This window comes from Ectobacillus funiculus, assembly GCF_004138295.1.
Classification (GTDB): domain Bacteria; phylum Bacillota; class Bacilli; order Bacillales; family Bacillaceae_G; genus Ectobacillus; species Ectobacillus funiculus.
In genome coordinates this window covers 239,755-265,634 of the sequence record NZ_SCFM01000007.1, presented here as the reverse complement: position 1 = coordinate 265,634, position 25,880 = coordinate 239,755, and the positions used below count along the sequence as shown (strand labels likewise).

Sequence of the window (25,880 nt, the reverse complement as noted above, 5' to 3'; positions counted from 1 at the left end):
TTTCTTACATTGCAAGAAAAGGGCGCTATTCTTACATTAGAAGGCGCCCTTTTTTATTGAAAATTAAACAACCAAAAAAAGTTTCAAAAGGGCACTTGAACCTAACACTATGTCAGGATGTATAGTAATGTTGCCGGCAAAAATAATTCGTACGAAATGAGGGGTTGATTCTGAATAAAAAAACTTGGAAGGTTGGCGAATTAGCTAAACAAACCGGACTTACGGTACGAATGCTTCATCATTACGATAAAATTAGCCTATTTTCTCCTTCGCAGTATTCAGATACGGGCCATAGACTTTATACAGAGTCAGACATAGTCAGGCTACAGCAAATTATGTCACTTAAGCAGTTAGGTTTTGCTTTGGAGGAGATTAAAGAGATAATGGAAAATCGAAATTTCAATCCGGTTGAAATTATCAAAGTACAGTTAGATGATGTAAAAAAACGCATTCGGCTACAAGAACTGTTATGCAGCCGGTTAGAGAAAATATACGAATTGCTTAATAGTCAACAAGAAGTGACGCCTGAACAATTTATAAATTTAATTGAGGTGATTAATATGAATAAAGATAAATATTTTACCCAAGAGCAACAGGAAAAGATGTTCGAACAGTTTGGACTAGAGGAAAGAAAGCAGTATGTAAGTAAATGGGCTGAAATAACTGCAAAGATACGTGTGGAATATGAGAAGGGGACACCACCTGAAAACCTAGATGTAACACAATTGGCAAAACAATGGAATGAATTCGTCAATAAGTTGACTTTTGCGGATCCTGAGATATCCAAAGCAGCCGAACGTTATTATAGAGAGAATCCTGAAATAGGAGAGAAATTTGGGATAGATCAACAGCTTTCTGACTACATCAAGAAGGCAATGTCACACATTTAAATCATCTTTATTACTACAGAAAAAAATGCCTCCGAATCGCTTTACCGGAGGCATTTTTTCACTTCACGCATAATCAATAACCTTATAATTTTTATGTGCTACAACTGTTCTATTTCCCTCAAACTCCCATTCTGTCTTATTTTCGGTTACATTTACAATAACCGAATTTTTATTGATTTTCTCTACGATCCCTTTGATTCCATCCTTAAAAAGAATATGATCTCCTATTTGTGCTATCTTTTCTACGTTTAGTATCATTGTTTCCCTCCACTTAAACAAGTACATTTTCTAGATTGTTATTGTTTGATTTTTTTCTTCTTGCAATGGGTGAAGATATAGTACACAAAATTTAACAATATATTGCTAAATTTAAATAGTTTTATTGTTGTGTCGTTTTACCCTTTTTTTATAAAGGATTGCCGCCTTTTTGCTGGAGAACACCTTGTAGTTCTAACATATCATAACTTGTTTACAGTTTAGTTAATGAAGAATAACAGTTTAACAACAGAGAAAAAAGTTTATAAGTACCGAGTGTAATGTAAAAGGGCAGGAGGAGATTACGGCAAAATGGGAGAAACCCTTATTGTTGCATTTACTTCAGCCTAGAAAGGTTTTTAACTTATGTCTCTTATAGGTTTTGCATCAGGTAAAAGTATGGATGAGAAGAATTTTGCTGGAGAACTATATTCGCTTTATCTCTTACAGGAATGTAGAGGATTAGGTGTTGGTAGGTAGCTTGTTTCAGCTAATGCTAAGCATTTTAAAGAAAAAGGTATTTGTTCTATGATAGTTTGGATAATGAAACAGAATAAATCTGGACATGGTTTTTATGAACATATGGGAGGTTATAACAGCTTCTAAAAAATGACCGAAAGTTATTTAAAATGATTGAATCCTACATGTAAAAATACATGCAAAACGAGTTAAATTCCCTATTGAACTCAACTTGTTTTTTTGTTAGTATATACCTTATGACAGAACATACGTTCTGTATGGAAGGGGGGTGAAACGGACACGGCTACAAGCAATAAAAAAGATAGAAAACTTCTAGTTTCGTGCGTAACAATAACTTTTGGTAAGTTTTTTGAACCAGGAAAAGAATATATTCATAGGACTAGTACGTTTGGAGGAACCGTAGTAGAGGATGTTGCGTATGGCTGGAAGGAGATCTCAGAATCATGTGTTGAATCAGAGTAAAAAAGTTTTACACGCGTGTATCTTGTTTAATTAACGGGCGAGACCCCGGGGATAAATGTAAATTAAATATAGCGAGGTGGTATTGGAAATGGAAACAGGTGAAAAAGTAACAATAACGGTAGAAACCACAGTTCATGCACCAGTTAATAAAGTGTGGGAATATTGGACAGAACCACAGCATATAACGAAATGGTCCTTTGCTTCTGATGATTGGCATGCACCAAATGCCGAAAATGATTTAAGGGTTGGCGGAAAATTCCTTACACGAATGGAAGCAAAGGATGGAAGCTTTGGATTTGATTTTGGTGGAGTTTATGATGAAGTTAGAATAAACGAATTGATTTCTTACACTCTTGGAGATGGAAGAAAAGTTACGGTTACTTTTATTAGTCAAGAAAACGACACTAAGGTAATTGAAGCTTTTGAAGCAGAAGCCACCCATTCCATTGAGCAGCAACAAGCAGGCTGGCAGGCGTTTCTAGACAATTTTAAAAAGTATAGCGAACTTTCTCAGGAAATCTAAAAATGAATCAGACATGCATGTTGGGTAGTATACTAAATAGTTAATTTTCAACCACCCACCACTTAAACGTTAGCAGGTTTTTCCCACAAGGGGACTTCTTTCCGGAAAATCTGTTAATTTTAAATCTTCCTTTTTGGAAGATTTTTATGCTAACAAAATTAAAGTTTAGAGATTATACGTCAAGAGGTATAAAAAAGTATATTACCAGACCGTAAGCGGAATACCGTAATCCGCAAATAAAACACAATATTGCGGGTGCTTTTCTTGTTTTTCTTCAACAGAGTACGATTGTTAGATAAAGCAATCGCTTGTTTACACTGTAGGAAAGGATAAATTTCCAGCTAGAAGTGAATTCGACGTAGTCGGAAATTTTAGAGGAATACAGTATAAGGGCAACTACACCTTTGTCTTCGCTCAAGAGCAAAGCTCGCCAATCGGCGAGTTTTCTTTATGTTGGAATTCTAAATTACAATTTCTTAGATTCAACTGAATGAGATACAATCCAAATATGTCTCATTTGTCTAATTCTCTTTTTCAGGTAGTCTGTTCTTCAACGGACAATTAGTTTAATGGCTGGTTACACAAATAGATACCATTTAAGTTAGTGATATCAACAAATTGGATATATAATGTTAACTAACAATTAGTTTTGCGTAAAGTAGAAGCTTGTAGCTTAAAAAGCTAGTTAGATTAATTACATAACGAGGTGAAGAAAGGATGGTTTGCAATGAAGAATTCTCTAAAAGAGATGGCAGTGTCATTTTTGCAACTGGTTGCGTCAGGGGAAGTGCGTGAAGCATACCGTAGGTACATTGGTCCAGATTTCCGCCATCATAACCCCTTTTTCCCTGGAGATGCTGACTCTCTTATGCTCGCAATGGAAGAGAACGCCGCCAAGAATCCTTACAAAACCCTTGAAGTAAAGCGTGTCATCGAAGAAGGGGATATCGTTGCGGTTCACTCCCATGTAAAGCAAAAGCAAGATGACCTTGGGGGAGCTGTGCTCCATGTCTTCCGCTTTCATAACGACCTCATCGTCGAACTCTGGGATGTGGGTCAGCCTATACCGGAGAACTCTCCCAATGAGAATGGCATGTTCTGATGTAGGATATTATTGTTATACTAACGGGGGCATTTTTTTAATTAAAACAAAGCTAGATGTCAGCCTGTGATAGAAAACTCATTTGCAATAATAACTTGCAAATGAGTTTTTATGCTATTAATTTTTAGTATTCACAACTTCAAGACCTGTAGATAATTCATAAAGCAATAAAGGATGATGATGATGTCAACATTGGTTTTTTACGGGACAAGCGACGCTCAGGGCGTACCGAGAATGCTGTGCAGCTGCAGTGTCTGTGCACAGACTGAAAGCAAAAATAAACGAAAGCGGCCAAGCGTATATTTACAGATGCAGGAACAAGAAATCTTGATCGATATTTCCCCCGATTTCCAAGAGCAATTTATAACCTATAACAACAAGAGAATTCCCCCTCTTGTATTGATTACACATGCGCATCATGATCATGTCGACGGTCTCGGTGATTTTGCGGACCTATGCTTCTGGAATGGGCAAGGAACAGCCCAAATAGTTAGTCCACCTGATGTGATGGATGCTTTGGAACAACGCTTTTCTTACCAATTCCATAGGAAAGGATTCTCATTCATATCAGCGGATACATGGAATGCTGGCAATGCCAACATTTCTTTTCATAAAGTAAACCATGGCTTCAACGGTTACTCTTATGCGATTTTATTTAAAGGAGAAAACAATAAGAAGTGGGCGTATATGCCAGATTCTTTTCAAGTATCTGAAGAGCAATGGCGTCCTTTTTATGATTTGGATTTACTTATCTTAGGGACGTCTTATTGGGAAGAAAAGCAGGATAAAGCCAGAAGATCTGTTTATGATGTTTTAGAAGCATTGGAGTTGAAAGAAAAACTAAAGGCAAAGCAAATGATATTGACTCATCTTTCACATCAAATCGATATTCCTCATTATGAACTGCTTCTGCCTGAAGGTGTGTCATTTGCTTATGATGGTTTAAAAATTGACTTACCGGTGTGATGTCGTAGATGTTATTATCCTTGTAAGTCCTAATTTGGATATACGGAATGCTCATGATATTTTTACACAAGTGGAAAATGCCTTATCTCGCAAACATGATGTGTATGATGTTCATGTAGAACCACATTAAAGATTGGTATAGCGTTACTTGCCTTATAATACATGAAACACTGGCAAGATAAATTATAGAGACACAAAAGCCCTCCAAATCAGCTTAACTGGAGGGCTTTTGGTAGTTTCCAAAATACGCTGAATTCAGTAATCTAGATTAATTTGCTCTGTGTACAATATTCATTTTTATTTTATATATTCATATTTTTTTACAAAAAATTAACATTTATGATAATGAAAATCATTATCATAAATGTTATTCTAACTATTGGAATTTATTATCTTACCTAATTAGGAGGAATATTATGTTTATTAATTTTTTAAGACGGGATAAGCGTATCTCTATACTCTTGGCGGTGTTGCGGGTATATGTTGGGTATACGTGGCTAGTAGCTGGTTGGGGGAAAATAGCAGGTGGAAACTTTGATGCTTCTGGCTTTTTACAAGGAGCAGTAGCAAAAGCAACTGGAGAGCATCCACTTGTTCAAGGATGGTGGGCTGTATTTTTGAAAAATGTAGCCATCCCTAATGTGGATGTATTCAATACTTTAATTCCTTATGGAGAATTTCTCGTCGGAATCGGTCTGTTAATTGGTTGTTTCACAAAAACAGCAGTTTTTTTTGGAATGATGATGAATTTTTCTTATATGTTTAGCGGTACGACGAGTACGAATCCACAACTCGCTTTATTATCTGTGTTTATCCTCGTTTCTGCGATGAATGCAGGACGATATGGAGCAGATGGTATGATTATGCCAATTCTTAAAGAAAAGCTATTTGCCAACAAAACCAATAAAAAAACAGATGCTGCTTAATATTCATACATACACCTTAAAAACCACTGTTTTACCCCTTTGGATATGGTTATCTAAAGGGATGTTTTTTTATTATTTCAATTGACCCAATGGCACTTTAAAATAATAAACATAAAAAATAACACAAAATATAGAGAGTATCCATGTTAGTAACGGGCGTTTATAGTGAAGAATAAGCATGAAAAAAGTATTTAGATTAAAAATGATACTCCAGCCCAAAGACCAACCATTATAATAAGTAATCTTACCGGCTTTAAACATAATAAATTCAGCAAGTGAAAACAAAAAAACAAATAGGAGTTGCCAGCTTAACTTTTTTTTCCAATTCCCATTTGGGTATCTTCCGAGGAAAATTAAAATAATGGATGGGTACAGAAGTAGACCCATTCCAATAGAAATCAATGTATGATTGATAAGAAAGGGAACAGATCTATCATATTCAAACTTCCACATAAGATGGTTGTAACATAATAATCCGTAGATCGCATTGAAGTATATCATATAAAGGATGGTAGCTTGGTACTTTTGCCAATTTCTCCAATCTCCCCACTTCCAAGCAGCGAAGCCCCATAGTAACCACATAAATAATCGCATATAACACCTCATTGTTTATCCATATCATTATTATTCCACCTGGAAAAAAGTTTATTTATGGAAAACGACGTAGTTTAAAAAATGAGAGCTCCAATACTATATTAAATTTAAGCTATTAGGGGATTTTGTGTATAAATATAACGTGAATTCTCAAAAAGAAAACTGACCTCTTATAAAGGTCAGCCAATAAAATCTATTTCACTATTAATACCAAATGGTTTCTGCATAATTATAAGCGTCACTATTTGGAATCGCATGCTTTCCTTGGGCTTGTGCCTCAGTTGAATTCCTTCTTAATGTTCCACATTAGTGAATCCACACCTGTGGAGAAATGAGCGATTGGTTTTACTTCAGAAAGGTCAAAATGAAAAGCTGTAAAAAGGGTGTTCCTAACTATTTCTATCGCTGCTTTTTGTAACGGCCAAGGCCGATGGTGTATTTCCCCACAATAGATGTTGACTCCGTCACTCGAACTATAGAGACAATATCGCTCAGTAAGCCAATGGTCCACCGTTCCTTTTTTCGGAAAATAAATTTCCGATACGGGAGCATATTTGCCCTTAAATGATATAGGAGTATTCGCGTTTCCTTTTCGAGTACTATGGAAATGAAAGGTTTGTCCTTCTTTTTGAAAAGAAATTTGCGCTGAATGATAGGGCAAACGATACCATCTCTTTGCAATTTTTAAGGAAGCCCAGTTCTCCACATCAATAGACATAAAATAAATACCGGGTTTGCCCTCGTATGTAACATATGTCCTTACATTGATTTCTGGAAATTTAGGGGTTAGGGAAACAGCTGATATTCCACGGGGATAGATCCCCTCTAAAACGAATAAAATGACGCCTAACCATGCGGAGCCATTAAAGGTGTCAATTTGTAAAGGAGAAGGAATATGTGGCCGTAGTTTTTCAAGTGGAATAGGCCAATGCAAAAATAATAAATTTCTCCAAGTTTGTCGCATAATCCAATATTTCGAAGGTAATGGCCAAGAACGATGAGCAATATCATTCATTATATTCATGAAATCAGCCCCCAGTTTTTATATGTCCATAGTTTGGTGGAAAATGAAAATTTAATACGATTAGGAATACAAAAAAGCTCAGCTATTTTCAAAGCATTACCTTGATATTTATATGTTTTACCTTTTTTTGGATAAAATAAGAGAGGTAGAATTCCTTATTGAAAATATGCTGAATATGGAGCAATAAATATGTCGAACATTTTTTATTATTTGACCTTTATAATGATGGCAATTATATTTGCCTCGTTTTTATTCATACTTCTTGGTTGGCGTTGGATCATGAAACGAATAGTGAAACAAATGGGGAAAATCCTTTTAACTGACAGTTATCAGGAAAATTTGATGGAATTGATGCCAGGACTTCGGCATATGGGCATCCAAAATATGCTGGAAAATAGCTTACGTGCAGAAACAGGAGATGTCCTTCATCGTCCGCTGGGATCTTCCAAAAAATGGCCGCATTTGGACCCAATTACTTTTATTCCCGCGCAAACCTCACCATTTCCGATTGATGGTGAGGAAGATGTAGATGTTGCCGTTACCATTGGGCCAAAGGCAAAAAAACCAATGAAAATAAAAATTCCACTTATGATTAGCGGGATGGCCTATGGGATTGCACTCAGTGAAGAAGTTAGGCTTTCATTAGCAGAAGCAGCTCATAATGTTGGAACAGCGATTAACTCTGGGGAAGGCGGAGTCTTACCTGAAGAATTAAACCAAGCTGGAAAGTATATTTTACAGTTTTCAAAAACAGATTGGTCAAGGGAGGAAGAATTATTTAAGCGGGCCGATATGATTGAAATTAAACTTGGACAAGGCGCATTGGCAGGAACGGGAGGGAAAATTTCTCCTAAAAATTTAACAGGCCGTGCCCGTGAAGTGATGGGACTAAAGGAAAACGAGGATGCCGTGATTTATGATAATTTTTTTGAGAACCAAACCTTAACGGATTTGAAAGAACTTGTTGAAGCACTTCGGGAGATGTCTGGCGGAGTTCCTATTGGGGCCAAAATAGGAGCTGGCGGGAAAATTGAAGAAGATATTGATCATTTAATTGATATTGGTGTTGATTATATTGCGGTAGACGGGGGACAAGCTGCCACACTCGGTGCACCACCTATTTTATCTGATGACGTTGGAATCCCAACCCTGCATGCGATTGTCAGGGCTGCTAATCATCTAGAAAAGAGAAACATGAAGGGACAAATTAGTTTAATTGCCTCTGGCGGGTTGCTAGTACCTGGACACTTTTTAAAAGTGCTTGCACTCGGGGCTGATGCAGTGTATGTAGGTTCTGCTATGTTATTTACCGTCGCACATTCTCAATCATTGAATTCCCTTCCGTTTGAACCGCCTACACAAGTTGTTTGGAATCAAGGGAAATTCAAGGATCAATTTAAGATTGAAGAAGGGGTAAAATCAGCCGAGAAATTCTTAACAGCAAGCATAGAAGAAATGAAAATGGCATTAAGAGCAATGGGAAAACGTTCTTTAAAAGAGTTGTCAAAAAAAGATTTAGTGTCTTATGATGAATTGACTGCTAAAATGATTGGAATTCCATTTTCCTTTGAACCATGGGAAGACAAACAAAAAGACGATATATAAAGAAAACTCGCCGATTGGCAAGCCCCGCTCTTGGGCGAAGACAGAGGCGTAGCCCTACTTATACTTTATTCCTAAAATTTCTCGCTACGTCGAATTGGCATCTAGCTAGAAATTTATACTTTCTTAAAGTGTAAATTTATACCTTTGCCCTTCTGTTTATGAACCATAATACGAGAACAAGAGCGATAAGACAAGCCGGCAAGCGGTTAAAAAAATAGCTTGTATACAAGGTGACCTGATATTCTGTTAGGTAGGCGGCTCCTTGCAAACTAATTAACCAGAGCACACTAACAAATAGATAGGACGTAAGGTTCCGTTCTTTCCATGCCTTCGCTTGTATACGCTTTTGTCATAATAAGGACTACCAGCGGAATGTTGAACACCAGAACGGCTTCAACCGTATATAACACACTTTTGGAACTCATTAATATGCCAAATGAAATAAAGCATAGAAAAATGGAAATGATCCATTGTAAAGGCATATCTGGAGTTAAAAATCTTTTTAGTAAAAAGGAATAGTTAATAAGAGTTGTTAATCCTGCTGAAAACCAGCCAACTGTAAGCAGCATAAGAAGTGGAATTGCAATCCATTTCGAAGTGTACTCTTTTAGTAGTTCAGGCAGTCCTTTACCAGGGAATTTGTTAAAAAAATAGGCTATTATATAAGTAACTATAGAACCCATAATGAGGGCGAGAATCATGGAAACAATTGCTCCCTTTGTTCTAGCTTCTAATAAAATTTTCGGAACGCATGCCACAATATTTGCTACCATGTTTACGATTATCAAATAATAAAAATACTGATTCATTTCTACATCCCTCTATTTTCCTTAGCCTTTTCTGAACAACCAGTTTGCGATATATGCTTCCTCAAACCTGTTAAAGTGTGTAAGATACACAATGAAGCCGATAAGAACTAACATTCATTTTGTTATCTTTGTATTATATAGTGGAGTAACAAACCCAATATTATACAAGAGACGAAGCACTCTCTTGCTTAGAGGAAGCATTTTTTAAGCGGGTTAAATGAGATTAGCTTCCTCATTTGCACATAGGGTAACTGTAGCTTTTTAGATAACATAAAATAAGAGCAGTGGTAACAATGACCCACTGCTCTTATTCCCTATTTTGATAAAATTTTTGTGTTCTGTTTTGATAACCTAATAAAGTTAGTTTCACTAACAAATGTAGAGCCCAAAAGGAGTACACCACCTAGCATTTGAATAATAGTCATTTGCTCTTGTAAGATTACTCCTGAAATCAGTATAGCTACAAATGGATCTACATAGCTTAGCATAGCAATACTCTGTCCCTTTAGCCCTTGCATACCCGAGAAAAATAACCAAAATCCAATACCAGTGTTAATAACCCCTAACAGCACAATAAAGGGAATAGATGATCTTGATACTTCCAAGATACCGAATCCCTCCGTAAAAAGTACATATGGCAAGAGAAGTAAAGCGGTTGTTCCAAGTTGGATGATGGTAATCTCTAACTTGGCCATGTTTTGAATAAATTTATTTAATAGCATTAATGCAGCGTAAAATGCAGCTGCAATTAATCCAAAAAAGATCCCAAGCAGATCACCTTTTCCAGATGCACGTATGCCATTTCCAACAATCAATAACATACCTAATATCGCTACACCAATACAAACAATCTTTTTGATAGATAATTGTTCATTAAGGATAATTGGTGAGAGAATCATGACAAACACAGGTGCAAAGTAATACGCTAATGTTGCGTTAGTGACTGTTGTATAATCGTAGGATTGATACAGAAAAAGCCAATTCCCTCCTAATGCAATACCAGAGAGAAATAAGACGAAAGCATTAGCTTTCACTAATTTCCATGGGATGGATTTTTTCATTACAAAAAATACGAACACTAAAAATAGACATCCGATTGAACTACTTAGTAAAGCCGTTTCGCTCGAAGATAAATCAATGTATCTTACAATTAAACCAATTGTACCGAAAATAATCATTGATAATATAAACTGAATGTTAGATTTCATCGTCTACTCCTTCGAACCTGCGAAACAGCTTATATTTCGCAGATTCTTAATCTGTTGTAAATATAAGCGAGTTTAAAGGAGTAATCGGTGGTGGCGGTGATGTTGAAACAGGCTTTCTAACGTATGGATTTATATATGATAATGGCATAATGAATCTCCTGTTTGTGTTAATTTTTTATTCAAATATAGTACTTAAAGAACGATTAGTATCAATTATACAGTACGATATCATTTTTTGAATTGGATATTTTTATAAATAGTGGTTTTATTAAACTTCTGGGAAAGTACCTTCTTAAGGAGGAGTGTAATATCTTCCGCAACGAAAGGGGGCTTTGCTTGAAGTTCCCATTTAAATGTTGATAACCATGTTTTAATAGTGATATTCAGCAATCATTGAGAGGGGCAGATGCGACATCTTGACTGAGCCAGACACATAATGATACCAAGCAAGATCTTGCCCGCCATACTTACACTGGTTTGTCGGACAAAATCTGTGTCTTTTGCCACTTTTTCAAGAGTCTGAGGAGATAAATGACGATATAGTTCTTGAGAAAGGAGCTGTAATTCCTTTGAGAGTGAAATATCCATGAAAAAACGCCATCCTTTTCAATGATTCTACGAAAAGAATAACGTATTCCTCGTATAGGAGACACATGATTATCTTGATGGGCATGCGTCAGGACCTCAATACGTTTTTATAATGTTTATCACTTTAAGGAATTATTTGACAGTTACTTTTATGACTGTTACAATTAATTCCAATAAAAGCATACAAATTCATTGATGAGAAAGAGTAGCGTTTCGTCTTGATCCACAGAGAGCTGACATTCCGGTGCAAGTCAGTGTTCGAGTGTTACGTGAAAATCCTCTCTGAGAAGCTGGACTGAATAAATCTTAGAGTAAGTCTAGCCGGGTGTCTACCGTTACAAGGAACACGTATGATTGTACGTTGCTAAGTGCTATTGATGGAATCAATAGAATTAGGGTGGTATCGCGGTTAACCCCGTCCCTTGCTTGGGACGGGGTTTTTTGTATGTTTTTGTACATTTTTGTATAGGGAGCGATATCTATGAACGTTAACGAGAGTAAGGAAAGTGTTGGGCAGCGTGAGGACCGTATACGTAATTATTGGACAGAAGAAAAAACATTTAGACAATCTGTTCAATTAAGAGAAGGAAAGACACCTTTTGTGTTTTATGAAGGACCACCCACTGCGAATGGTCTACCCCATGTAGGCCATGCTTTTGGGCGAACAATTAAGGATGTTGTAGCACGCTATAAAACCATGAGAGGCTTTCAAGTGGAGAGAAAGGCTGGCTGGGATACACATGGTCTTCCTGTCGAGCTTGGTGTTGAGAAACAACTTGGTATTTCGGGGAAACAAGACATTGAACATTATGGTGTGGAGCCTTTTATCAACAAATGTAAGGAGAGCGTATTTACCTACGAGAAGAAATGGCGTTCATTTACAGAAGAATTAGGTTATTGGGTAGATATGGACAGTCCTTATTTGACGTTAAGTAATGATTATATTGAAAGTGTATGGAATATTTTGAGCAAGGTTCACAAAGATGACCTATTGTATAAAGGCCACCGCGTATCGCCATACTGCCCTAGCTGTCAAACCACTTTAAGCTCGCACGAAGTAGCACAAGGCTACAAAGATGTAAAAGATTTATCGGCTACTGTAAAATTTAAACGTCTTGATGCAGAGGAAGAATATTTCTTAGGTTGGACAACAACACCATGGACATTGCCTGCCAACGTTGCCCTTGCTATGAATCCAACTTTAACGTATGTTCGTGTACAAAAACAGAATAAGGTTTATATTGTTGCAAAATCCTTAGTAGAAAAAGTACTTGGTGATAATGTAAATGTATTAAGTGAACATAGTGGTCATGAATTTGAAGGAGTACATTATTCCCCACCATTCCATTATGTGACTGTTGAGAAAGGACATTATGTAGTATTAGCAGACTATGTTACAGAAGATAGTGGAACAGGTATTGTTCATATTGCTCCTGCTTACGGGGAGGATGACTATAAAACTGTTCAACAGAATGGTTTATCCTTTATTAATGTAGTTGATCAACAAGGACGTTACACAGCCGATGTTACCGAACTTTCGGGAAGGTTTGTGAAGGATTGTGACGTAGACATTATTAAAATGCTTTCTGAACAAGGCACACTTTTTTATAAAGAAAAATATGAGCATAGCTACCCGCATTGCTGGAGATGTGACTCTCCTTTGCTTTACTACGCAACAGATAGCTGGTTTATTAAGATGGTGTCTTTAAAAGATAAAATGCTTGCAAACAATGCAACTGTTGATTGGTATCCAAATCATATTAAGGATGGCCGGTTTGGTAATTTTCTTGAAAATCTCATTGATTGGAATATAAGTAGGAACCGATACTGGGGTACACCTTTAAATGTTTGGATATGTTCTAATTGTCATCACGAAGAATCGCCTAGCAGTATCCAGGAGCTACAAAAATTAGCGACAACTCCGATAGCAAAGGATATAGAGTTGCACAAGCCCTATATTGATGAAGTACAGTGTACTTGTCCAGAATGTAAGGGCGTTATGCAACGAACACCTGAAGTCATTGATGTTTGGTTTGATAGTGGCTCTATGCCATTTGCACAATATCATTATCCATTGGAAAATAAAGATAAATTTGAATCACAATTCCCCGCAGATGTCATAATTGAGGGAATTGACCAGACAAGAGGTTTTTTTTACAGCCTGCTTGCTGTTTCGACCCTATTCACAGGTAAACCACCATATAAAAGCGTTTTGTCTCTTGGACACGTGCTTGATGAACATGGTCAAAAAATGTCTAAAAGTAAGGGGAATGCTTTGGACCCTATGGAACTTATGAAAGAATATGGTGCAGATGCACTTCGTTGGGCATTTTTAGTTGATAGTTCACCATGGAATCCGAAACGTTTTTCAAAAAAGATTGTGCAGGATGCCAAATCAAAATTAATCGACACATTAGAAAACACTTATAAGTTTTATGCCATGTATGCGAAAATTGATGGATTTGTTTATGATAAGCAGCAAACAGGTAAGAGAACACTCTTAGATAAGTGGATACTTTCACGTCTGCATAGTACAATCAAGCTCGTTACTGGCTATATGGATCGCTATCAATTTACTCAAGCAACACGCGAAATCGCCGCATTAATTGATGAACTGAGCAATTGGTATGTACGAAGATCTAGAAACCGCTTTTGGGCTTCTGGACTTTCAGAGGATAAACGAGCTGCCTATTCAACACTTTTTGAGACACTTACTACGATCAGTCACTTGTTAGCTCCTTTTGTACCCTATGTGGCAGAAGATATCCATTTGAAGCTACATCAAGATAGTGTTCATTTGCAAGACTATCCAAGATGTCATGATTCAATGGTTAATCCTAATTTAGAGGCAGACATGCAAACAATTCTAAAGATAGTGGAACTCGGACGTAGTATTCGTAATGCTAAAAACTTGAAAGTTAAGCAGCCTTTACAGCAAATAATTGTATGGCGCAGTGAAGGAGAACGTCTTTTAGAAGCTTATACAGGTATCATTAAAGACGAACTAAATGTTAAGGATGTTGTTTATACACAAGATTTATCCCAGTATGAATCAACTGTCTTTAAATTGAATTTTAAAACTGCGGGTGCTGCATTCGGTAAGTTGGTCAACGCAGTAAAAGAATATATTGATCATATCCCTGATACCGAGAAGAAGTCATTATTATATAATGGGCAACTACAAATCGATGTAAAGGGACACACGGTAACATTACAGAAAGAACACATAAATGTTGAATATCTAGTTACATCCGGCTTTGAGATGGCTGGCGATCAGCAATTAAAGGTGATATTAGATTTAAAACTCACACCCCAACTAGTGGATGAAGGTCAAGTTAGAGAATTAATTAGGTCTATACAAGATACTCGTAAAAAATTAGATTTACCAGTTGAAAGGTATATTTCAATCAATATTTTAGCAGCGGATGATAGCAAAGAAAAAATTAAACGTTTTGAAGGACTAATTAGAGAAAACGTACTTGTTCACCACATTAGTTTTGAAATGCTAAATGATTCCAAACAACATATTGAAGTGAAATTTGGTGATGAGGCCGTAAAGATTTCATTGAAATATTAGTTTTATATAAAGCACTGCAAGCAGTCTCAATAATATGGATCATCTTGCAGTTACTGTGGGATATAAATATAGCTCGACAGCCATTATCGAGGAGGAATCCACTACACCACATAGAATGGATCGATTAGAACTAAATGGAAGACTATTTACCGTAGAAACAGTGAGATTCCCCTATTTACAGAGGAAAAGAGGCAAATGAAATCACTCTCATTTGCCTCTTTTGTTTCTTAAACCATTATTGGTTTTCTTCTTCATCTGTATGTTGAATTGTATCTGTTGCTTCATCGGTCGCTTCATCTTCATCTGTGGCGGATGTTAATCCAAGATGTTGTTTTAAAGTTTCTTTGATTTCCTTTACGCTCTGTTCATCAGGCTTCGCGTAATAAATGCCGTCAATATACTCATCAATATCTTTAACCTGCAGTTTTTCCATGTTTAACTGTGTTCCAAGCATGGTTTTTACAACGCCGATCATATCATCAAAAGTCAAGTTGGTCTCCATTTCACTTCCTGCTGCCTCGATTAAATCTGCCATTTTGGTAACAGAATTAAGGGAAAGAGCTTTTTTTGCAATTGCTTCAATGATAAGCTGCTGACGCTGTCCGCGCATAAAATCGTTATCAATATGACGTGCTCTTGCTAAGACAAGTGCCTGTTCTCCATTCAACTTGTGCTGCCCTTTTTCCACTGTCACAAAACCGCTTTTTTTACTGTTAAAATCGGTAACGGAAATCGGGACATCCATGTCAATGCCGCCTAAAGTATCAACAATTTTTATAAAGGAATCGAAGTTTACTTTTACGTAATAATCAACCGGTACATCTAAAAAGTCTTCTACGGTTTGAATCGTACCGTTTGCACCACCATATGCATAGGCATGGGCGATTTTATTTTTTCGTTCCTTACTTGGAATGTAGACATATGTGTCACGAGGAATACTTACTAATTTAATAGATTTATCATCTTTGTTTAATGTAGCTAAAAGTAATGCATCTGTTCGGAAAGAACCTCCAAAATCTTCTGTATCCTTTTTCCGTGCTTCGCTTTCATCCACACCCATAATTAAGATAGAAATATTGTCTTCTAAGGGTTTTACCGCTTCTAGGCGTTTGCTAGATTTACTACCGCGATCTAATTCCTTGTAGGCCGCTTGCGCGACATGTTCTGCTTTTATATATAAATACGCTGCATAACCTATTCCCCCAATGAGAATACAGAGAAGGGGGAGTATCAAGAATACAGCGATTCTTCTCCTGCGTTTTTTTCGTTTAGAGCGATGTTGCAAACTGTGAGACATTAGTAATCCTCCTGTTACTATTTTATACATAACTAAAAATGAGCATTCTAAATCGGAAATATTACCATCCAAATGGAAATGACAGATACCCTATGCTACTTGTAACTCTTTTTTAATCAGGTCAAGGGATATGCTGTTTGTTGATTCTTGATATATAAACTGAATGATATTTCCCATTTTCCGCGCTCAGGTTTCTAGAATCGCAAGCGAAAAGGCTGTCTTCCGCAGATCCATCGCACATATACGTAAACTGGGCGATGATCTAAAAATGACAAATGGCTCGTTCACTTCGGACTTGGTAGCCATGAAAGTATACTGTATTTCTAAATTTTCCTGCATGTATTATAATAACATATTTCGTTTCAAGTATTGTTACATGTATCTTACAAGTGAATCATATATCCTCTTGCTTTTTGTCTGTCGGCTTGGTGAGAGAATCACACCAGGCTGAAAAAACTGTTGAGGGTGGAGATTTTTTCGCTGACTTTACGAAAAAAATACTACTCGTTCCTTGCACAACTTTTAGCCTATATTGTGTGTGAAAGGAAGTTTAATCATTTTACACTTTAAGAAAGTATAAAGTTCTAGCTGGAAGATCATTCGACGTAGCGAGAAATTTTAGGAATAAAGTGTAAGTGCAACTACGCCTCTGTCTTCGCCCAAGGACAGGGCTCGCCAAGCAGCGAGCTTTCTTTATCCTATTGAGAATCATTGAGATTTTGTGCCTTCAATACACCTACAACCATATCTCCGATTTGCCTGCCTAATCTCAATCCTTCATCATTATCTACTTTAAAGTGTACGCCAGCGTACAAACGTGATAAAGCACACTCTTCCATTATATTTTTTATTCCTACTGCTTCTGGTGGAAAAAAGTAACTTAACACTGATTCTGCACATCCTGCAACAGTGGCGTGTGCAGAAGGGTAAGATGGAAAACGTGGTGTAGTCAACACAGTGGCTAAGTTTCTGCCATATTGATTTGGGCGTGCCACATCCCACAGATATTTAAAATACCATGACATCACAAAAGCATCATTAACAGCAGCGTGAAAATATCCAAGTATTCTGGCAATACGCGGTGATCCTAGGCTGTATTTTTGAGCTAAATTAAAAATCATAGGAATCATATTCTGAGTTGCTTCAACTGTCCCCCAGTATTGTGCGCTGCGTATTTGTTGAGAAGTTATGGATAATAATGTTTGTTCTACAATAGATAACTCTATTCCCCACTCAATCTCAATAGGATGTTGAATTTTCCAATGAATCCGCTGCCGAAAGGGATCTAGGAATTCATTGTTTCTTTCTCTAAAAATAAAAAACATTGGAAAATCTGCTGGTGCTGGATAAGGTTTAGGTAAAGTTTGTTCTCCTTGGTAAGGATATGCTGACCATCTCCGATAATTTGTTCTCATTAAATCCAACCCCTTATTTTATTCCTACTTATTCTTTATGAGTAAGGGTAATAAAATATAGCAGTTTGTTATAAGCTTGTATGATTTGCTATACATAACTGCCAAGAACGGATTGTATCAAAAATAGGCGAGAACGCTCCTTCCTCAAGGGCATTAGCGAGTAGGTGACGGGTAGTTCAATCTTGGATATCTGGTGAACTTTACTGCATATATTTGGACAAGATCTGGAATTTCCTTCGCTTTAATGTTTTTGATGAAGAGTAATGTTAGAGAAGTTTGAAATGAAGATCCTATACAAAGAATGGGGAGATGGAAAGATTCATGGATAGAGGCCCTTTTCACGTAAAGAAAACTCGCCACATCAGCGAGTTTTCTTTACGAAATTGATTCAAACACAAATAGCCCTAAAAATAAATTTATTTTTTCAGGGCAACCATTTCTATGATGCTAAAGCGCCTTTGGAAGAAAATACTGTCACTGCTCAAGGCAGCTTAGAGCCGCTTCTAGACCGGAATCTTTATATGATGTCTCCCTGAAAACGGCTATGTTTCTTTACTTCACTAAGTGTTTCTTCAATTTCTCTCATATAGTCATTGAAAACGTCCATTTTCCCCGCCGCCTCGAAGTTTTGCTGATCGACGGAATTTATGAGAGCGATAACGGCTTTTAGCTTCAAATCATCATAAAATTCAAGTTCTGATTCGCCGATAATTTCCCCTTTTACAATTAAACGACCGGTGCTGTCTTCCATATTAAAACTATGCTTTTTTTCGTTGAACTCTTCCATTTTCGCCTCCTTTTCAAGCAGCGCTGCTTTCGAGACAGATTTATTTGCCAGCGGTGATATCATGATAAGGCATGATGAGCTTCGCTACCTTTTCATAGCTCATTGGCCCTATTTCCCTTATTAACCGCGGAATAGCTTTTTCGGGATAACCATAGTCACGAAGAAGTTTTTCTACCTTTTCTGTATTGTTCATTATCCGCACCTCCGCTTTATAGCATTCCCTATTTTGATAAAACAAAGCGGATATAAAAAGAGTTTTGGCAAGGGAATATTCTTTCACTAAACGATTGGGAATGTCTGCAGGGCAATCGCCATATCTTCCAGACCCAGTAGCGAGTGTTTTTAAAGAGTATGTTGAAATACAAGTCTTGGTTGTCCTAGTTGTAACATATGTCCTGTTTTACATAGTGAATAACTGAAAGATGAATGCTTAACATGTAATAATTCCTACATTATGAATTATTACAGAAATCCCTCCAGCCAAAGTATGGAGGGATTTCTTCAGTTAGTAGAATTATTGAGTTCTGATAATAATTCAACCATGTAAGTTCAGAATATATTTTGATTAGAAGAAAACACTAAGAGGAGATTTGATTAAGAGGAGATTTGATTATGGAAACGATTAAACCAGCTGACATAAGTTTAGATAGATCAAGTCCTAAAGAAAAGCTAACATCAGCAGAAATGGGAAAGCTTTGGGCGACCTATATGGGAAACAGTATGTCAAAATGTATTTTAAGCTACTATCTTCAACATGTTGAGGACGCTGATATTAAGCGTTTATTGGAAAATTCATTAAAATTATCCAATGAATTCATGAAAACAACCAAAGAAATCTTCATAAAGGAAAACTTCCCCATTCCTCACGGTTTTACAGAAAAAGACGTAAATCTTGGTGCTCCTAGATTATTCGAAGATGAATTCTATGTTCATTATTTGAAATATGCCGCGAAAGCAGGAATGAGTATCTATAACGTAGCAGTACCGTTGGTTTATAGGAAGGATATAAGAGAATTTTATTTGTATTGTATGGATGCTACTATGGCTCTAATGGAACAAATCAAGGCTATATTAATGAATAAAGGATTCATCATAAAACCGCCTTTTATTCCCATACCAGATCAAGTGGAATTTGCGCATCAAAATTTTTTAAATGGCTTCCTTGGACATGTAAGACCTCTACACGCATTAGAAATTGCCCATTTGTATGATAATATTGAAAATAATGTAACAAGTAAAGCACTCATTATGGCATTTGCCCAAGTAGCAAAGGATGAAAAGGTTCGGGAACTGTTTGAGAAAGGTAGAGAGCTCACAGCTCTAAGTGTTGAACACTATATGCAAAAGCTACATGATGAACATTTACCTTCGCCATCTTTTATTGATCATTTAGTTACGACATCTACATTTGCTCCCTTTTCAGATAAACTCATGTTATTTCATAAGATGGATATGTTTTCAATGAAAATAAGAGCGTTCGGAAATTCAGTGGCTGTAAACGGCAGGCAGGACATAGGGCTGCTTTATAGTAAATCGTTCCTGAAAATTTCAGGATTTGTTAAGGATGCATCCGAACTCATGATCGAGAAAGGGTGGCTGGAACAACCACCAGCAGCGGCTGATAGAGAAAAGTTAGCATCCGGCTAATTCCTTTCCCATGTTCTTACATGAACTCATATTTTGTGTTCTGAAACAAAATTATAAAAAAATGGGAATGGTTCAACAAGAAGAGTAAGGCATCCCGTATTGCAATTCTCCTTAGTGTATTTGGCGGGCTGCTTTTTAGATGTTTTTTGTATTGAAGCGTTAGAACGCTTTTTAAAGGCATATGAAGATACAGTCCTTCTCGTATCACATGATCGAATGTTTATTGAGCGTGTGGCAGATTTTATATATGTCATTGAACAGCAGTAGCTAACATTAAAAAATTTATCAGGGCAAGAAGCGAAACTACCGCTTGTAAAGTCGTAGCAGAGCTATGGCAGGGGATTTGTGTTCCTTGCCATGGCTGCATTTGGAGCAAGTGAGAAAAGTAACTTTTTAACATCCATTACAAATTGAGTATTTAATATTTGACTTATTCCTCATTAAACACTACAATTTGTAGTGTTTAGGGTTAGACATGCTATGTATAAATGAGGGAGTTCGTCGGACTTAGTAACCTATCAAAATAGTTAAAAGCAGTCATCTAACACTGATAGGGGGCACTGTTTTTAGCTGTATTTTTGGTAAATACATACGTAACCTAATAACTAAGCAATATTTAGACTGAAGCTTTTAACCTTTCGCACTACCTTATGTAGTGCAAATAGGAAGAAAGCAAGGGAAAATGAATCTTTTCCCTTCAATTATCACTGGTAGTTATCTTGCACTTTAAGTGTAAATTTCTAGCTGGGGGATCATTCGACGTAGCCGGAAATTTTAGGAACAAAGTGTAAGTGCAACTACACCTCTGTCTTCGCTCAAGGGCAGGGCTCGCCAATCGGTGAGTTTTCTTTATATAAAATCTACGAGAATGGAGTGGGAATAGTTGAAAGCAGAGAAAAAATCGAAGATTGCATCTAAACAAGCTTCTCCTAAGTGGTTTTTTTGGATTGTAGGGGTTTTTAGTCTATGTGTGTTAGGCTTGCTGCTTATAGGGAACTTCTCTAAGACGGAGGCGGTGATTAACTATAAAAACCAGCCTTATATAGGGGATGCGGCTGCTCCAGTAAAAATTGTTGAATTTGGAGATTATAAGTGTCCAGTTTGTAAGAATTTTAATGCTACAAATTTCCCGCAAATTAAGGAAAAGTATGTTGAAACTGGAATCGCGACCTTCTATTTTATGAATGATCCGTTTATCAATACAGACTCTAATCGTTCTGCTCTATTTGCTGAAACTGTTTATCAGGAACTTGGCAACGAGACCTTTTGGAAGTTTCATGACCAATTATACAGCAAACAGCCGGAGGATTCTAAATATGAAGCAATAGACTTATATACAGAATCTTTTCTCAAAGACACATTGAAAGAAGTCGCTAATGATGATGATACAAATAAGGTTATGGAGGCATTTCAGCAGAAAAAAGCAAAATCCGCTTTAGAACAGGATTTGTTGCATGTCAAAAATCTTAAAGTGGATGGGACACCAACTTTATTTATCAATGGAAAGAAATTTGAAGGGAATACATGGGATGAGTTCAACCAGATGGTAGAGGATGCGGCGAAGGAGAAGAAATAACAATGAATCCATTATTCATCGTAGCCTGGCTGACAGCTATCGTGGCTACATTAGGGAGTTTATTTTTTAGCGAGGTTATGCACTTTATTCCTTGCACCCTCTGTTGGTATCAACGGATTTTAATGTACCCATTGACTGTTTTTATTGGAATTGCTTTTTATAATAAAGAGCGAACTATCTATAAGTATGTTCTTCCGCTTTCTATCACTGGAATGCTTGTATCCGGTTATCATTATGGATTACAAAAGATCCCTTTTCTTCAAAAAATCGAGATATGTACAAGTGGTGTTCCTTGTTCAGGGCATTATATAAATTGGTTGGGATTTATTACGATACCATTTTTAGCATTTTGTGCATTTACTATCATTACAATCACTATGCTAATGCTCCGAAAGCAGTCTAATGAGGCATAAAAGGAAAAAAATCAGGAGTTGAAAACATCTTGGAGATGTCTATGTCCGCTTGGAGTTAGTGATCAATGGACAAGCTTATTTCCTGGAGAATGCAAGTATCGTGACCTGTCAGGAGATGTTATTATCATTTGAAGAATCCTACACTGAAAAGGCATGCAGGGCGACCTGTATGCCTTTTCAGTGCTTGGTAGGATGAATGGACGAATGTATAACCAAGTTCCTTAAAATCCCCCTAGTACAAACAAAAACACCCTTATCCCCGCATACATATAATAACGAACACTATTTTCGCGGAGGTGAAGGGATGGGGTTATTAGCAGCGATTGCTTATATGCTGAAAGAACTTTTGCTGTTCGTTTCCTATGTCAAGAACAATGCGTTTCCGCAACCGCTCTCGCCTGATGACGAAAGAAGATACTTGGAATTGATGGAGCAAGGTGATGCAAATGCCCGGAATTTGCTAATAGAACATAATCTTCGGCTGGTGGCGCATATTGTCAAGAAGTTTGAAAACACTGGGGAAGATGCAGAAGATTTGATCTCGATTGGAACGATTGGTTTAATTAAAGCGATCGAAAGCTTTTCACAAGGAAAAGGAACGAAGCTGGCAACGTATGCGGCACGGTGTATTGAAAATGAGATTCTGATGCACCTGCGTGCGTTAAAGAAAACAAAGAAGGATGTATCTCTTCATGATCCAATTGGCCAGGACAAAGAAGGAAATGAAATTTCTTTAATTGATATTTTGAAATCAGAGTCTGAGGATGTAATTGATACGATTCAGCTTAGTATGGAGCTTGAGAAAATTAGGGAGTATATTGATGTGCTGGATGAGCGTGAGAAAGAGGTTGTCGTCAACCGATTCGGTCTTGGGATGGAGAAGGAGAAGACGCAGCGGGAAATTGCCAAGGCACTTGGTATTTCAAGAAGCTATGTATCACGGATTGAAAAGCGTGCGCTTATGAAGATGTTTCATGAGTTTGTAAGGGCAGAGAAGGAAAAGAAGGCGAAAGAGTAAAAAGAGGCGCTCCCCAGAGCTTGTTGGGGGCGCCTTTTTTACTCTTTCAGAAAAGATAAATTTCTAGCCGGAAGACAATTCGATACAGAAGGAAATTTCAGGAAAATAATATAAGCGTAACTACGCCGCTGTCTTCGCTCAAGGGCAGGGATCGCCAATCCTTATACCTTTTTAACTGTAAAGCTGCTCACCATTAAAAAGGAAAGAAGCAGCAGCAAAGATAGGAGAGCCCAGCCTGGTACAAAGCCAATCAGGAAATAGCCGAGCGTCACGAGACAGCCAGCTACAGTAATCGGAACTCCTTGAAAATAGCCATTTGATTCGGATACATTAAAGCGCGCGAGGCGAAAGGCGCCGGATGCTATGTATAATGTAGTGAAAAATACAGCTGGTGCACTATATTCGTGCAGTGCTCCTTGATATAGCAAGAGGGCGGGGGCCACACCGAAGGAAACGAGGTCACACAGCGAATCGAGCTGCTTACCAAGCTCTGATTCAATGCCTAATTTACGAGCGATCATTCCATCAAAACGATCTGACAAAGCAGCCAAAAAAATAAAAATAAGAGCAAGATTCAGTTCGTTTCGGACGGTAAATAATATGGAAGCGCTTCCTAATGATAAGTTAAGCAAAGTGAAGATATTGGCGGTCTGGGATTTGAGCTTCTTAAGTGTAGCATCTAGATTTTCTAGAAAAAACAAAGGCTGTTCACTCCTTATAGATTGAGAATAGATTTTAGAATATAATAGCAATATTGTAAAGAAGAAACACGTATTCGTAAAGACAAATTTTGGGAGGTTTCATATTTGCGGCGTACATTGTATCGATTTTTGATTGAATTAACAAACGGGCGAATCACATCCTATTTGCTACGCAAGTTTGCACAGTCCCGCCTAAGCGCCATGATAATACCATCATATGCAAGAGTATTCCAAATACAACATGGTGAGATGGAAAAAGAATTAAAGGACTACCGCACGCTGCATGAGCTGTTTACAAGAAAGCTAAAGGAGAGCGTGCGTCCTGTTGATCCCGATCCGTCGGTGATTAGCAGTCCGGTTGATGGAGTGTTCGAGGCTTATGGTCCAATTGAAGAATCAACTGACTTTGTTGTAAAAGGCAAGCGTTATTCCCTTAGCGACATGCTGGGCAGCGAGGCAGCGGCTTCTGTATATCGAGGCGGTACATATATCGTACTATATTTAAGCCCGAGTCACTATCACCGGATTCATAGTCCGATTAGCGGCGTTGTGCTAAGGAGGTTTGAGCTGGGGAGAAAATCCTATCCGGTTAACAGGCTTGGCCTTGCGTACGGAAGGGAGCCGCTCTCAAAAAATTATCGGGTAGTCACAGAGGTTGCGAGTGAAGGGAAGCAAGTTGCTATCGTCAAGGTTGGTGCGATGTTCGTGAACAGCATCGAATTACTGCATAGAAATGATGCTTTGCAAAAAGGAGAAGAAATGGCTTACTTCACATTTGGCTCAACCGTTGTCCTTTTATTCGAACGCAACATGGTGGAAGTGAATCCAGCTTTGCAACGGGGACAGCAAATCCGGGTAGGACAACGGCTGGCAGTGCAGAAAAGGTTGTAAAGATGCCGATTTTGTGTTAGAAAGAGAAGAGCCTTCTTTTTAGATGGCTCTTTTTCGGTTTTCTTTATGAGAGTAGAAAGTTTTTTAGGCGTTTGCCAGTTGCGTTACTACGGGAGCAATGGTGGGCCTTGTCCGCTTTTCTTACACTTTAAGAAAGTATAAATTTCTAGCCGAGAGACCATTCGACGAGTTTTCTTTATCTATGATGAACGCTTTTGATCAAGCTTGTCCTCTAAGGAACGGCGAATAATTTCTTGTTTAATCAGCAGGATGAACTCAGGATTTAATTTCAGCTCTTTTGCTTTATAATAAGATTCAGCAAGCAATTCATCTGATAATTTTTCCATAGTTCCATGCCACCTCCTAAGAAATGATAGAGAAGCTGTCTGTATCGTTTTGTTGAGTATACTGTATCAAAAATATTCCAGTGTCACAACGCCTCGGTTATCCACACCTTGGTGTGGGCAATCTGTGCAAAAATTGTGTGTAATGTTAGAATTGAAAGAAAGCGTTTGAGTGGAAACTGTGTATATATTTATCCACAGAGAGATTTGCGAAAAATGCTGTCGAAAAATTTTTACATAAAATTCCTTTGAAAGAGATGAAAGTATGCTTAAATTATTTTTGCCGAGCGAATATGTGAAGAATGTATATGAAATTTCGCCCTATTCATTGAAAGAACGCGGTATAAAGGGCATCATTACGGATCTTGATAATACGCTTATCGAATGGGATAGACCGAATGCTACGCCAGAGTTGGAACGATGGCTCGAAAGTATGAAGGAGAACGGCATTAAGGTTACGGTTGTATCTAATAATAATGAACAACGAGTAAAAGATTTCGCTGACCCGTTGCTCATTCCATTTATTCATAGCGCTCGTAAGCCAATGAACCGCGCCTTTAAACAGGCATTAGCTACGATGGAGCTTCAGGCGTCGGATGTTGTTGTAATCGGGGATCAGCTGCTTACAGATGTACTTGGAGGCAACCGTCTCGGTTTATATACGATTCTTGTTGTGCCTGTGGCGCAGACAGATGGCTTCGTGACGCGGTTTAATCGGAAGGTTGAGCGGCAGATTATGCGGAATTTAAGACAAAAAGGTTTAATTCAATGGGAGGAATAAC

28 protein-coding genes and 1 other annotated feature are annotated in these 25,880 nt (G+C 37.5%); of the genes, 16 read left to right on the top strand and 12 right to left on the bottom strand.

Annotated elements, in window-relative coordinates; all coding sequences use genetic code 11:
- The first annotated feature begins 164 nt into the window (after positions 1–164).
- The gene (locus tag EP737_RS07625) at positions 165–890 is read left to right on the top strand and encodes a MerR family transcriptional regulator (protein ID WP_129727363.1); all 726 of its coding nucleotides are present in this window, start codon (positions 165–167) and stop codon (positions 888–890) included.
- A 63-nt stretch (positions 891–953) separates the two neighbouring features.
- Here the strand turns inward: EP737_RS07625 and EP737_RS07620 are convergent, their stop codons facing one another.
- Positions 954–1,148 carry a DUF2187 family protein gene (locus EP737_RS07620; protein WP_129727362.1) on the bottom strand — a complete coding sequence of 65 codons (195 nt, stop codon included), beginning with the start codon at positions 1,146–1,148 and terminating at the stop codon, positions 954–956.
- Between the two features lie 363 nt (positions 1,149–1,511).
- Between EP737_RS07620 and EP737_RS26730 the strand changes: the two genes are divergently transcribed.
- The 6 genes from EP737_RS26730 (at position 1,512) to EP737_RS07590 (ending at position 5,604) form a co-directional block, all read left to right on the top strand.
- Positions 1,512–1,625, top strand: coding sequence for a GNAT family N-acetyltransferase (locus EP737_RS26730; RefSeq protein WP_342044939.1), 114 nt, complete (start codon positions 1,512–1,514; stop codon positions 1,623–1,625).
- 550 nt (positions 1,626–2,175) lie between these two features.
- Positions 2,176–2,610: an SRPBCC family protein gene (locus EP737_RS07610; RefSeq protein WP_129727361.1), complete on the top strand. Its 435-nt coding sequence runs from the start codon at positions 2,176–2,178 to the stop codon at positions 2,608–2,610.
- Positions 2,611–3,337: 727 nt separating this feature from the next.
- Entirely contained in the window at positions 3,338–3,712 is a 375-nt protein-coding gene (locus tag EP737_RS07605) for a nuclear transport factor 2 family protein (protein ID WP_129727360.1), read from the top strand.
- A 183-nt stretch (positions 3,713–3,895) separates the two neighbouring features.
- Positions 3,896–4,678, top strand: coding sequence for an MBL fold metallo-hydrolase (locus EP737_RS07600; RefSeq protein ID WP_129727359.1), 783 nt, complete (start codon positions 3,896–3,898; stop codon positions 4,676–4,678).
- Positions 4,662–4,808 (top strand): cation transporter dimerization domain-containing protein, encoded by a 147-nt coding sequence (locus EP737_RS07595; protein WP_129727358.1) that lies wholly within the window; start codon positions 4,662–4,664, stop codon positions 4,806–4,808. The genes EP737_RS07600 and EP737_RS07595 overlap by 17 nt, the downstream gene beginning before the upstream one ends.
- Positions 4,809–5,094: 286 nt before the next feature.
- On the top strand, positions 5,095–5,604 hold the full coding sequence (locus tag EP737_RS07590; protein ID WP_129727357.1) for a DoxX family protein: 510 nt from the start codon (positions 5,095–5,097) through the stop codon (positions 5,602–5,604).
- Positions 5,605–5,676: 72 nt separating this feature from the next.
- Here the strand turns inward: EP737_RS07590 and EP737_RS26855 are convergent, their stop codons facing one another.
- The 3 genes from EP737_RS26855 to EP737_RS07580 all read right to left on the bottom strand — a co-directional run bounded on the left by EP737_RS26855 (position 5,677) and on the right by EP737_RS07580 (position 7,222).
- Positions 5,677–6,105 (bottom strand): CBO0543 family protein, encoded by a 429-nt coding sequence (locus EP737_RS26855; protein WP_425455865.1) that lies wholly within the window; start codon positions 6,103–6,105, stop codon positions 5,677–5,679.
- The gene (locus tag EP737_RS07585) at positions 6,044–6,226 is read right to left on the bottom strand and encodes a hypothetical protein (RefSeq protein ID WP_129727356.1); all 183 of its coding nucleotides are present in this window, start codon (positions 6,224–6,226) and stop codon (positions 6,044–6,046) included. Before EP737_RS07585 ends, EP737_RS26855 begins: the two co-directional genes overlap by 62 nt.
- A 249-nt stretch (positions 6,227–6,475) precedes the next feature.
- Positions 6,476–7,222, bottom strand: coding sequence for a YqjF family protein (locus EP737_RS07580; protein ID WP_129727355.1), 747 nt, complete (start codon positions 7,220–7,222; stop codon positions 6,476–6,478).
- Between the two features lie 189 nt (positions 7,223–7,411).
- On the opposite strand from EP737_RS07580, the gene EP737_RS07575 reads away from it, so the two are divergent.
- On the top strand, positions 7,412–8,827 hold the full coding sequence (locus EP737_RS07575; RefSeq protein ID WP_129727354.1) for an FMN-binding glutamate synthase family protein: 1,416 nt from the start codon (positions 7,412–7,414) through the stop codon (positions 8,825–8,827).
- Positions 8,828–9,114: 287 nt separating this feature from the next.
- On the opposite strand, the gene EP737_RS07570 is transcribed toward EP737_RS07575, so the two are convergent.
- Both EP737_RS07570 and EP737_RS07565 read right to left on the bottom strand, forming a co-directional pair.
- Positions 9,115–9,636, bottom strand: coding sequence for a GerAB/ArcD/ProY family transporter (locus EP737_RS07570; protein WP_129727353.1), 522 nt, complete (start codon positions 9,634–9,636; stop codon positions 9,115–9,117).
- Between the two features lie 314 nt (positions 9,637–9,950).
- Positions 9,951–10,844, bottom strand: a complete 894-nt coding sequence (locus tag EP737_RS07565) for a DMT family transporter (RefSeq protein ID WP_129727352.1) — start codon at positions 10,842–10,844, stop codon at positions 9,951–9,953.
- Between the two features lie 771 nt (positions 10,845–11,615).
- Positions 11,616–11,858 (top strand) — a binding site (T-box leader).
- Positions 11,859–11,913: 55 nt separating this feature from the next.
- Here EP737_RS07565 and ileS point away from each other — a divergent pair.
- Positions 11,914–15,009, top strand: coding sequence for an isoleucine--tRNA ligase (gene ileS, locus EP737_RS07555; protein WP_129727350.1), 3,096 nt, complete (start codon positions 11,914–11,916; stop codon positions 15,007–15,009).
- A gap of 235 nt (positions 15,010–15,244) precedes the next feature.
- Here the strand turns inward: ileS and EP737_RS07550 are convergent, their stop codons facing one another.
- The 4 genes from EP737_RS07550 to EP737_RS25480 form a co-directional block, all read right to left on the bottom strand.
- The gene (locus EP737_RS07550) at positions 15,245–16,306 is read right to left on the bottom strand and encodes an LCP family protein (protein WP_129727349.1); all 1,062 of its coding nucleotides are present in this window, start codon (positions 16,304–16,306) and stop codon (positions 15,245–15,247) included.
- Positions 16,307–17,004: 698 nt separating this feature from the next.
- A complete protein-coding gene (locus EP737_RS07545) occupies positions 17,005–17,721 on the bottom strand; it encodes a vanadium-dependent haloperoxidase (protein WP_129727348.1) in 717 nt (238 codons plus the stop codon).
- A gap of 517 nt (positions 17,722–18,238) precedes the next feature.
- Positions 18,239–18,571, bottom strand: coding sequence for a hypothetical protein (locus tag EP737_RS07540; RefSeq protein WP_205650892.1), 333 nt, complete (start codon positions 18,569–18,571; stop codon positions 18,239–18,241).
- Positions 18,549–18,701, bottom strand: coding sequence for a hypothetical protein (locus tag EP737_RS25480; protein WP_165350721.1), 153 nt, complete (start codon positions 18,699–18,701; stop codon positions 18,549–18,551). The genes EP737_RS07540 and EP737_RS25480 overlap by 23 nt, the downstream gene beginning before the upstream one ends.
- A 419-nt stretch (positions 18,702–19,120) precedes the next feature.
- Between EP737_RS25480 and EP737_RS07535 the strand changes: the two genes are divergently transcribed.
- The 5 genes from EP737_RS07535 (at position 19,121) to sigK (ending at position 23,162) form a co-directional block, all read left to right on the top strand.
- Positions 19,121–20,155, top strand: coding sequence for a DUF3231 family protein (locus EP737_RS07535; RefSeq protein WP_129727346.1), 1,035 nt, complete (start codon positions 19,121–19,123; stop codon positions 20,153–20,155).
- Between the two features lie 120 nt (positions 20,156–20,275).
- Positions 20,276–20,422, top strand: a complete 147-nt coding sequence (locus EP737_RS25475) for a P-loop NTPase family protein (RefSeq protein WP_205650896.1) — start codon at positions 20,276–20,278, stop codon at positions 20,420–20,422.
- A 616-nt stretch (positions 20,423–21,038) separates the two neighbouring features.
- Complete coding sequence (locus tag EP737_RS07530) at positions 21,039–21,731, top strand: DsbA family protein (protein ID WP_129727345.1); 693 nt, start codon at positions 21,039–21,041, stop codon at positions 21,729–21,731.
- Between the two features lie 2 nt (positions 21,732–21,733).
- Positions 21,734–22,144: a disulfide oxidoreductase gene (locus EP737_RS07525; RefSeq protein WP_129727344.1), complete on the top strand. Its 411-nt coding sequence runs from the start codon at positions 21,734–21,736 to the stop codon at positions 22,142–22,144.
- A gap of 304 nt (positions 22,145–22,448) precedes the next feature.
- Positions 22,449–23,162: an RNA polymerase sporulation sigma factor SigK gene (gene sigK / locus EP737_RS07520; RefSeq protein WP_129727343.1), complete on the top strand. Its 714-nt coding sequence runs from the start codon at positions 22,449–22,451 to the stop codon at positions 23,160–23,162.
- Between the two features lie 161 nt (positions 23,163–23,323).
- Here sigK and pssA read toward each other — a convergent pair whose 3' ends face one another.
- The gene (pssA, locus tag EP737_RS07515; RefSeq protein WP_129727342.1) at positions 23,324–23,863 is read right to left on the bottom strand and encodes a CDP-diacylglycerol--serine O-phosphatidyltransferase; all 540 of its coding nucleotides are present in this window, start codon (positions 23,861–23,863) and stop codon (positions 23,324–23,326) included.
- 105 nt (positions 23,864–23,968) lie between these two features.
- On the opposite strand from pssA, the gene EP737_RS07510 reads away from it, so the two are divergent.
- Positions 23,969–24,754: a phosphatidylserine decarboxylase gene (locus tag EP737_RS07510; protein WP_129727341.1), complete on the top strand. Its 786-nt coding sequence runs from the start codon at positions 23,969–23,971 to the stop codon at positions 24,752–24,754.
- 200 nt (positions 24,755–24,954) lie between these two features.
- On the opposite strand, the gene sda is transcribed toward EP737_RS07510, so the two are convergent.
- Entirely contained in the window at positions 24,955–25,101 is a 147-nt protein-coding gene (sda, locus tag EP737_RS07505; protein ID WP_129727340.1) for a sporulation histidine kinase inhibitor Sda, read from the bottom strand.
- Positions 25,102–25,363: 262 nt separating this feature from the next.
- Between sda and EP737_RS07500 the strand changes: the two genes are divergently transcribed.
- Positions 25,364–25,879, top strand: a complete 516-nt coding sequence (locus EP737_RS07500; protein ID WP_129727339.1) for a YqeG family HAD IIIA-type phosphatase — start codon at positions 25,364–25,366, stop codon at positions 25,877–25,879.
- The last annotated feature ends 1 nt before the right edge of the window (position 25,880 follow it).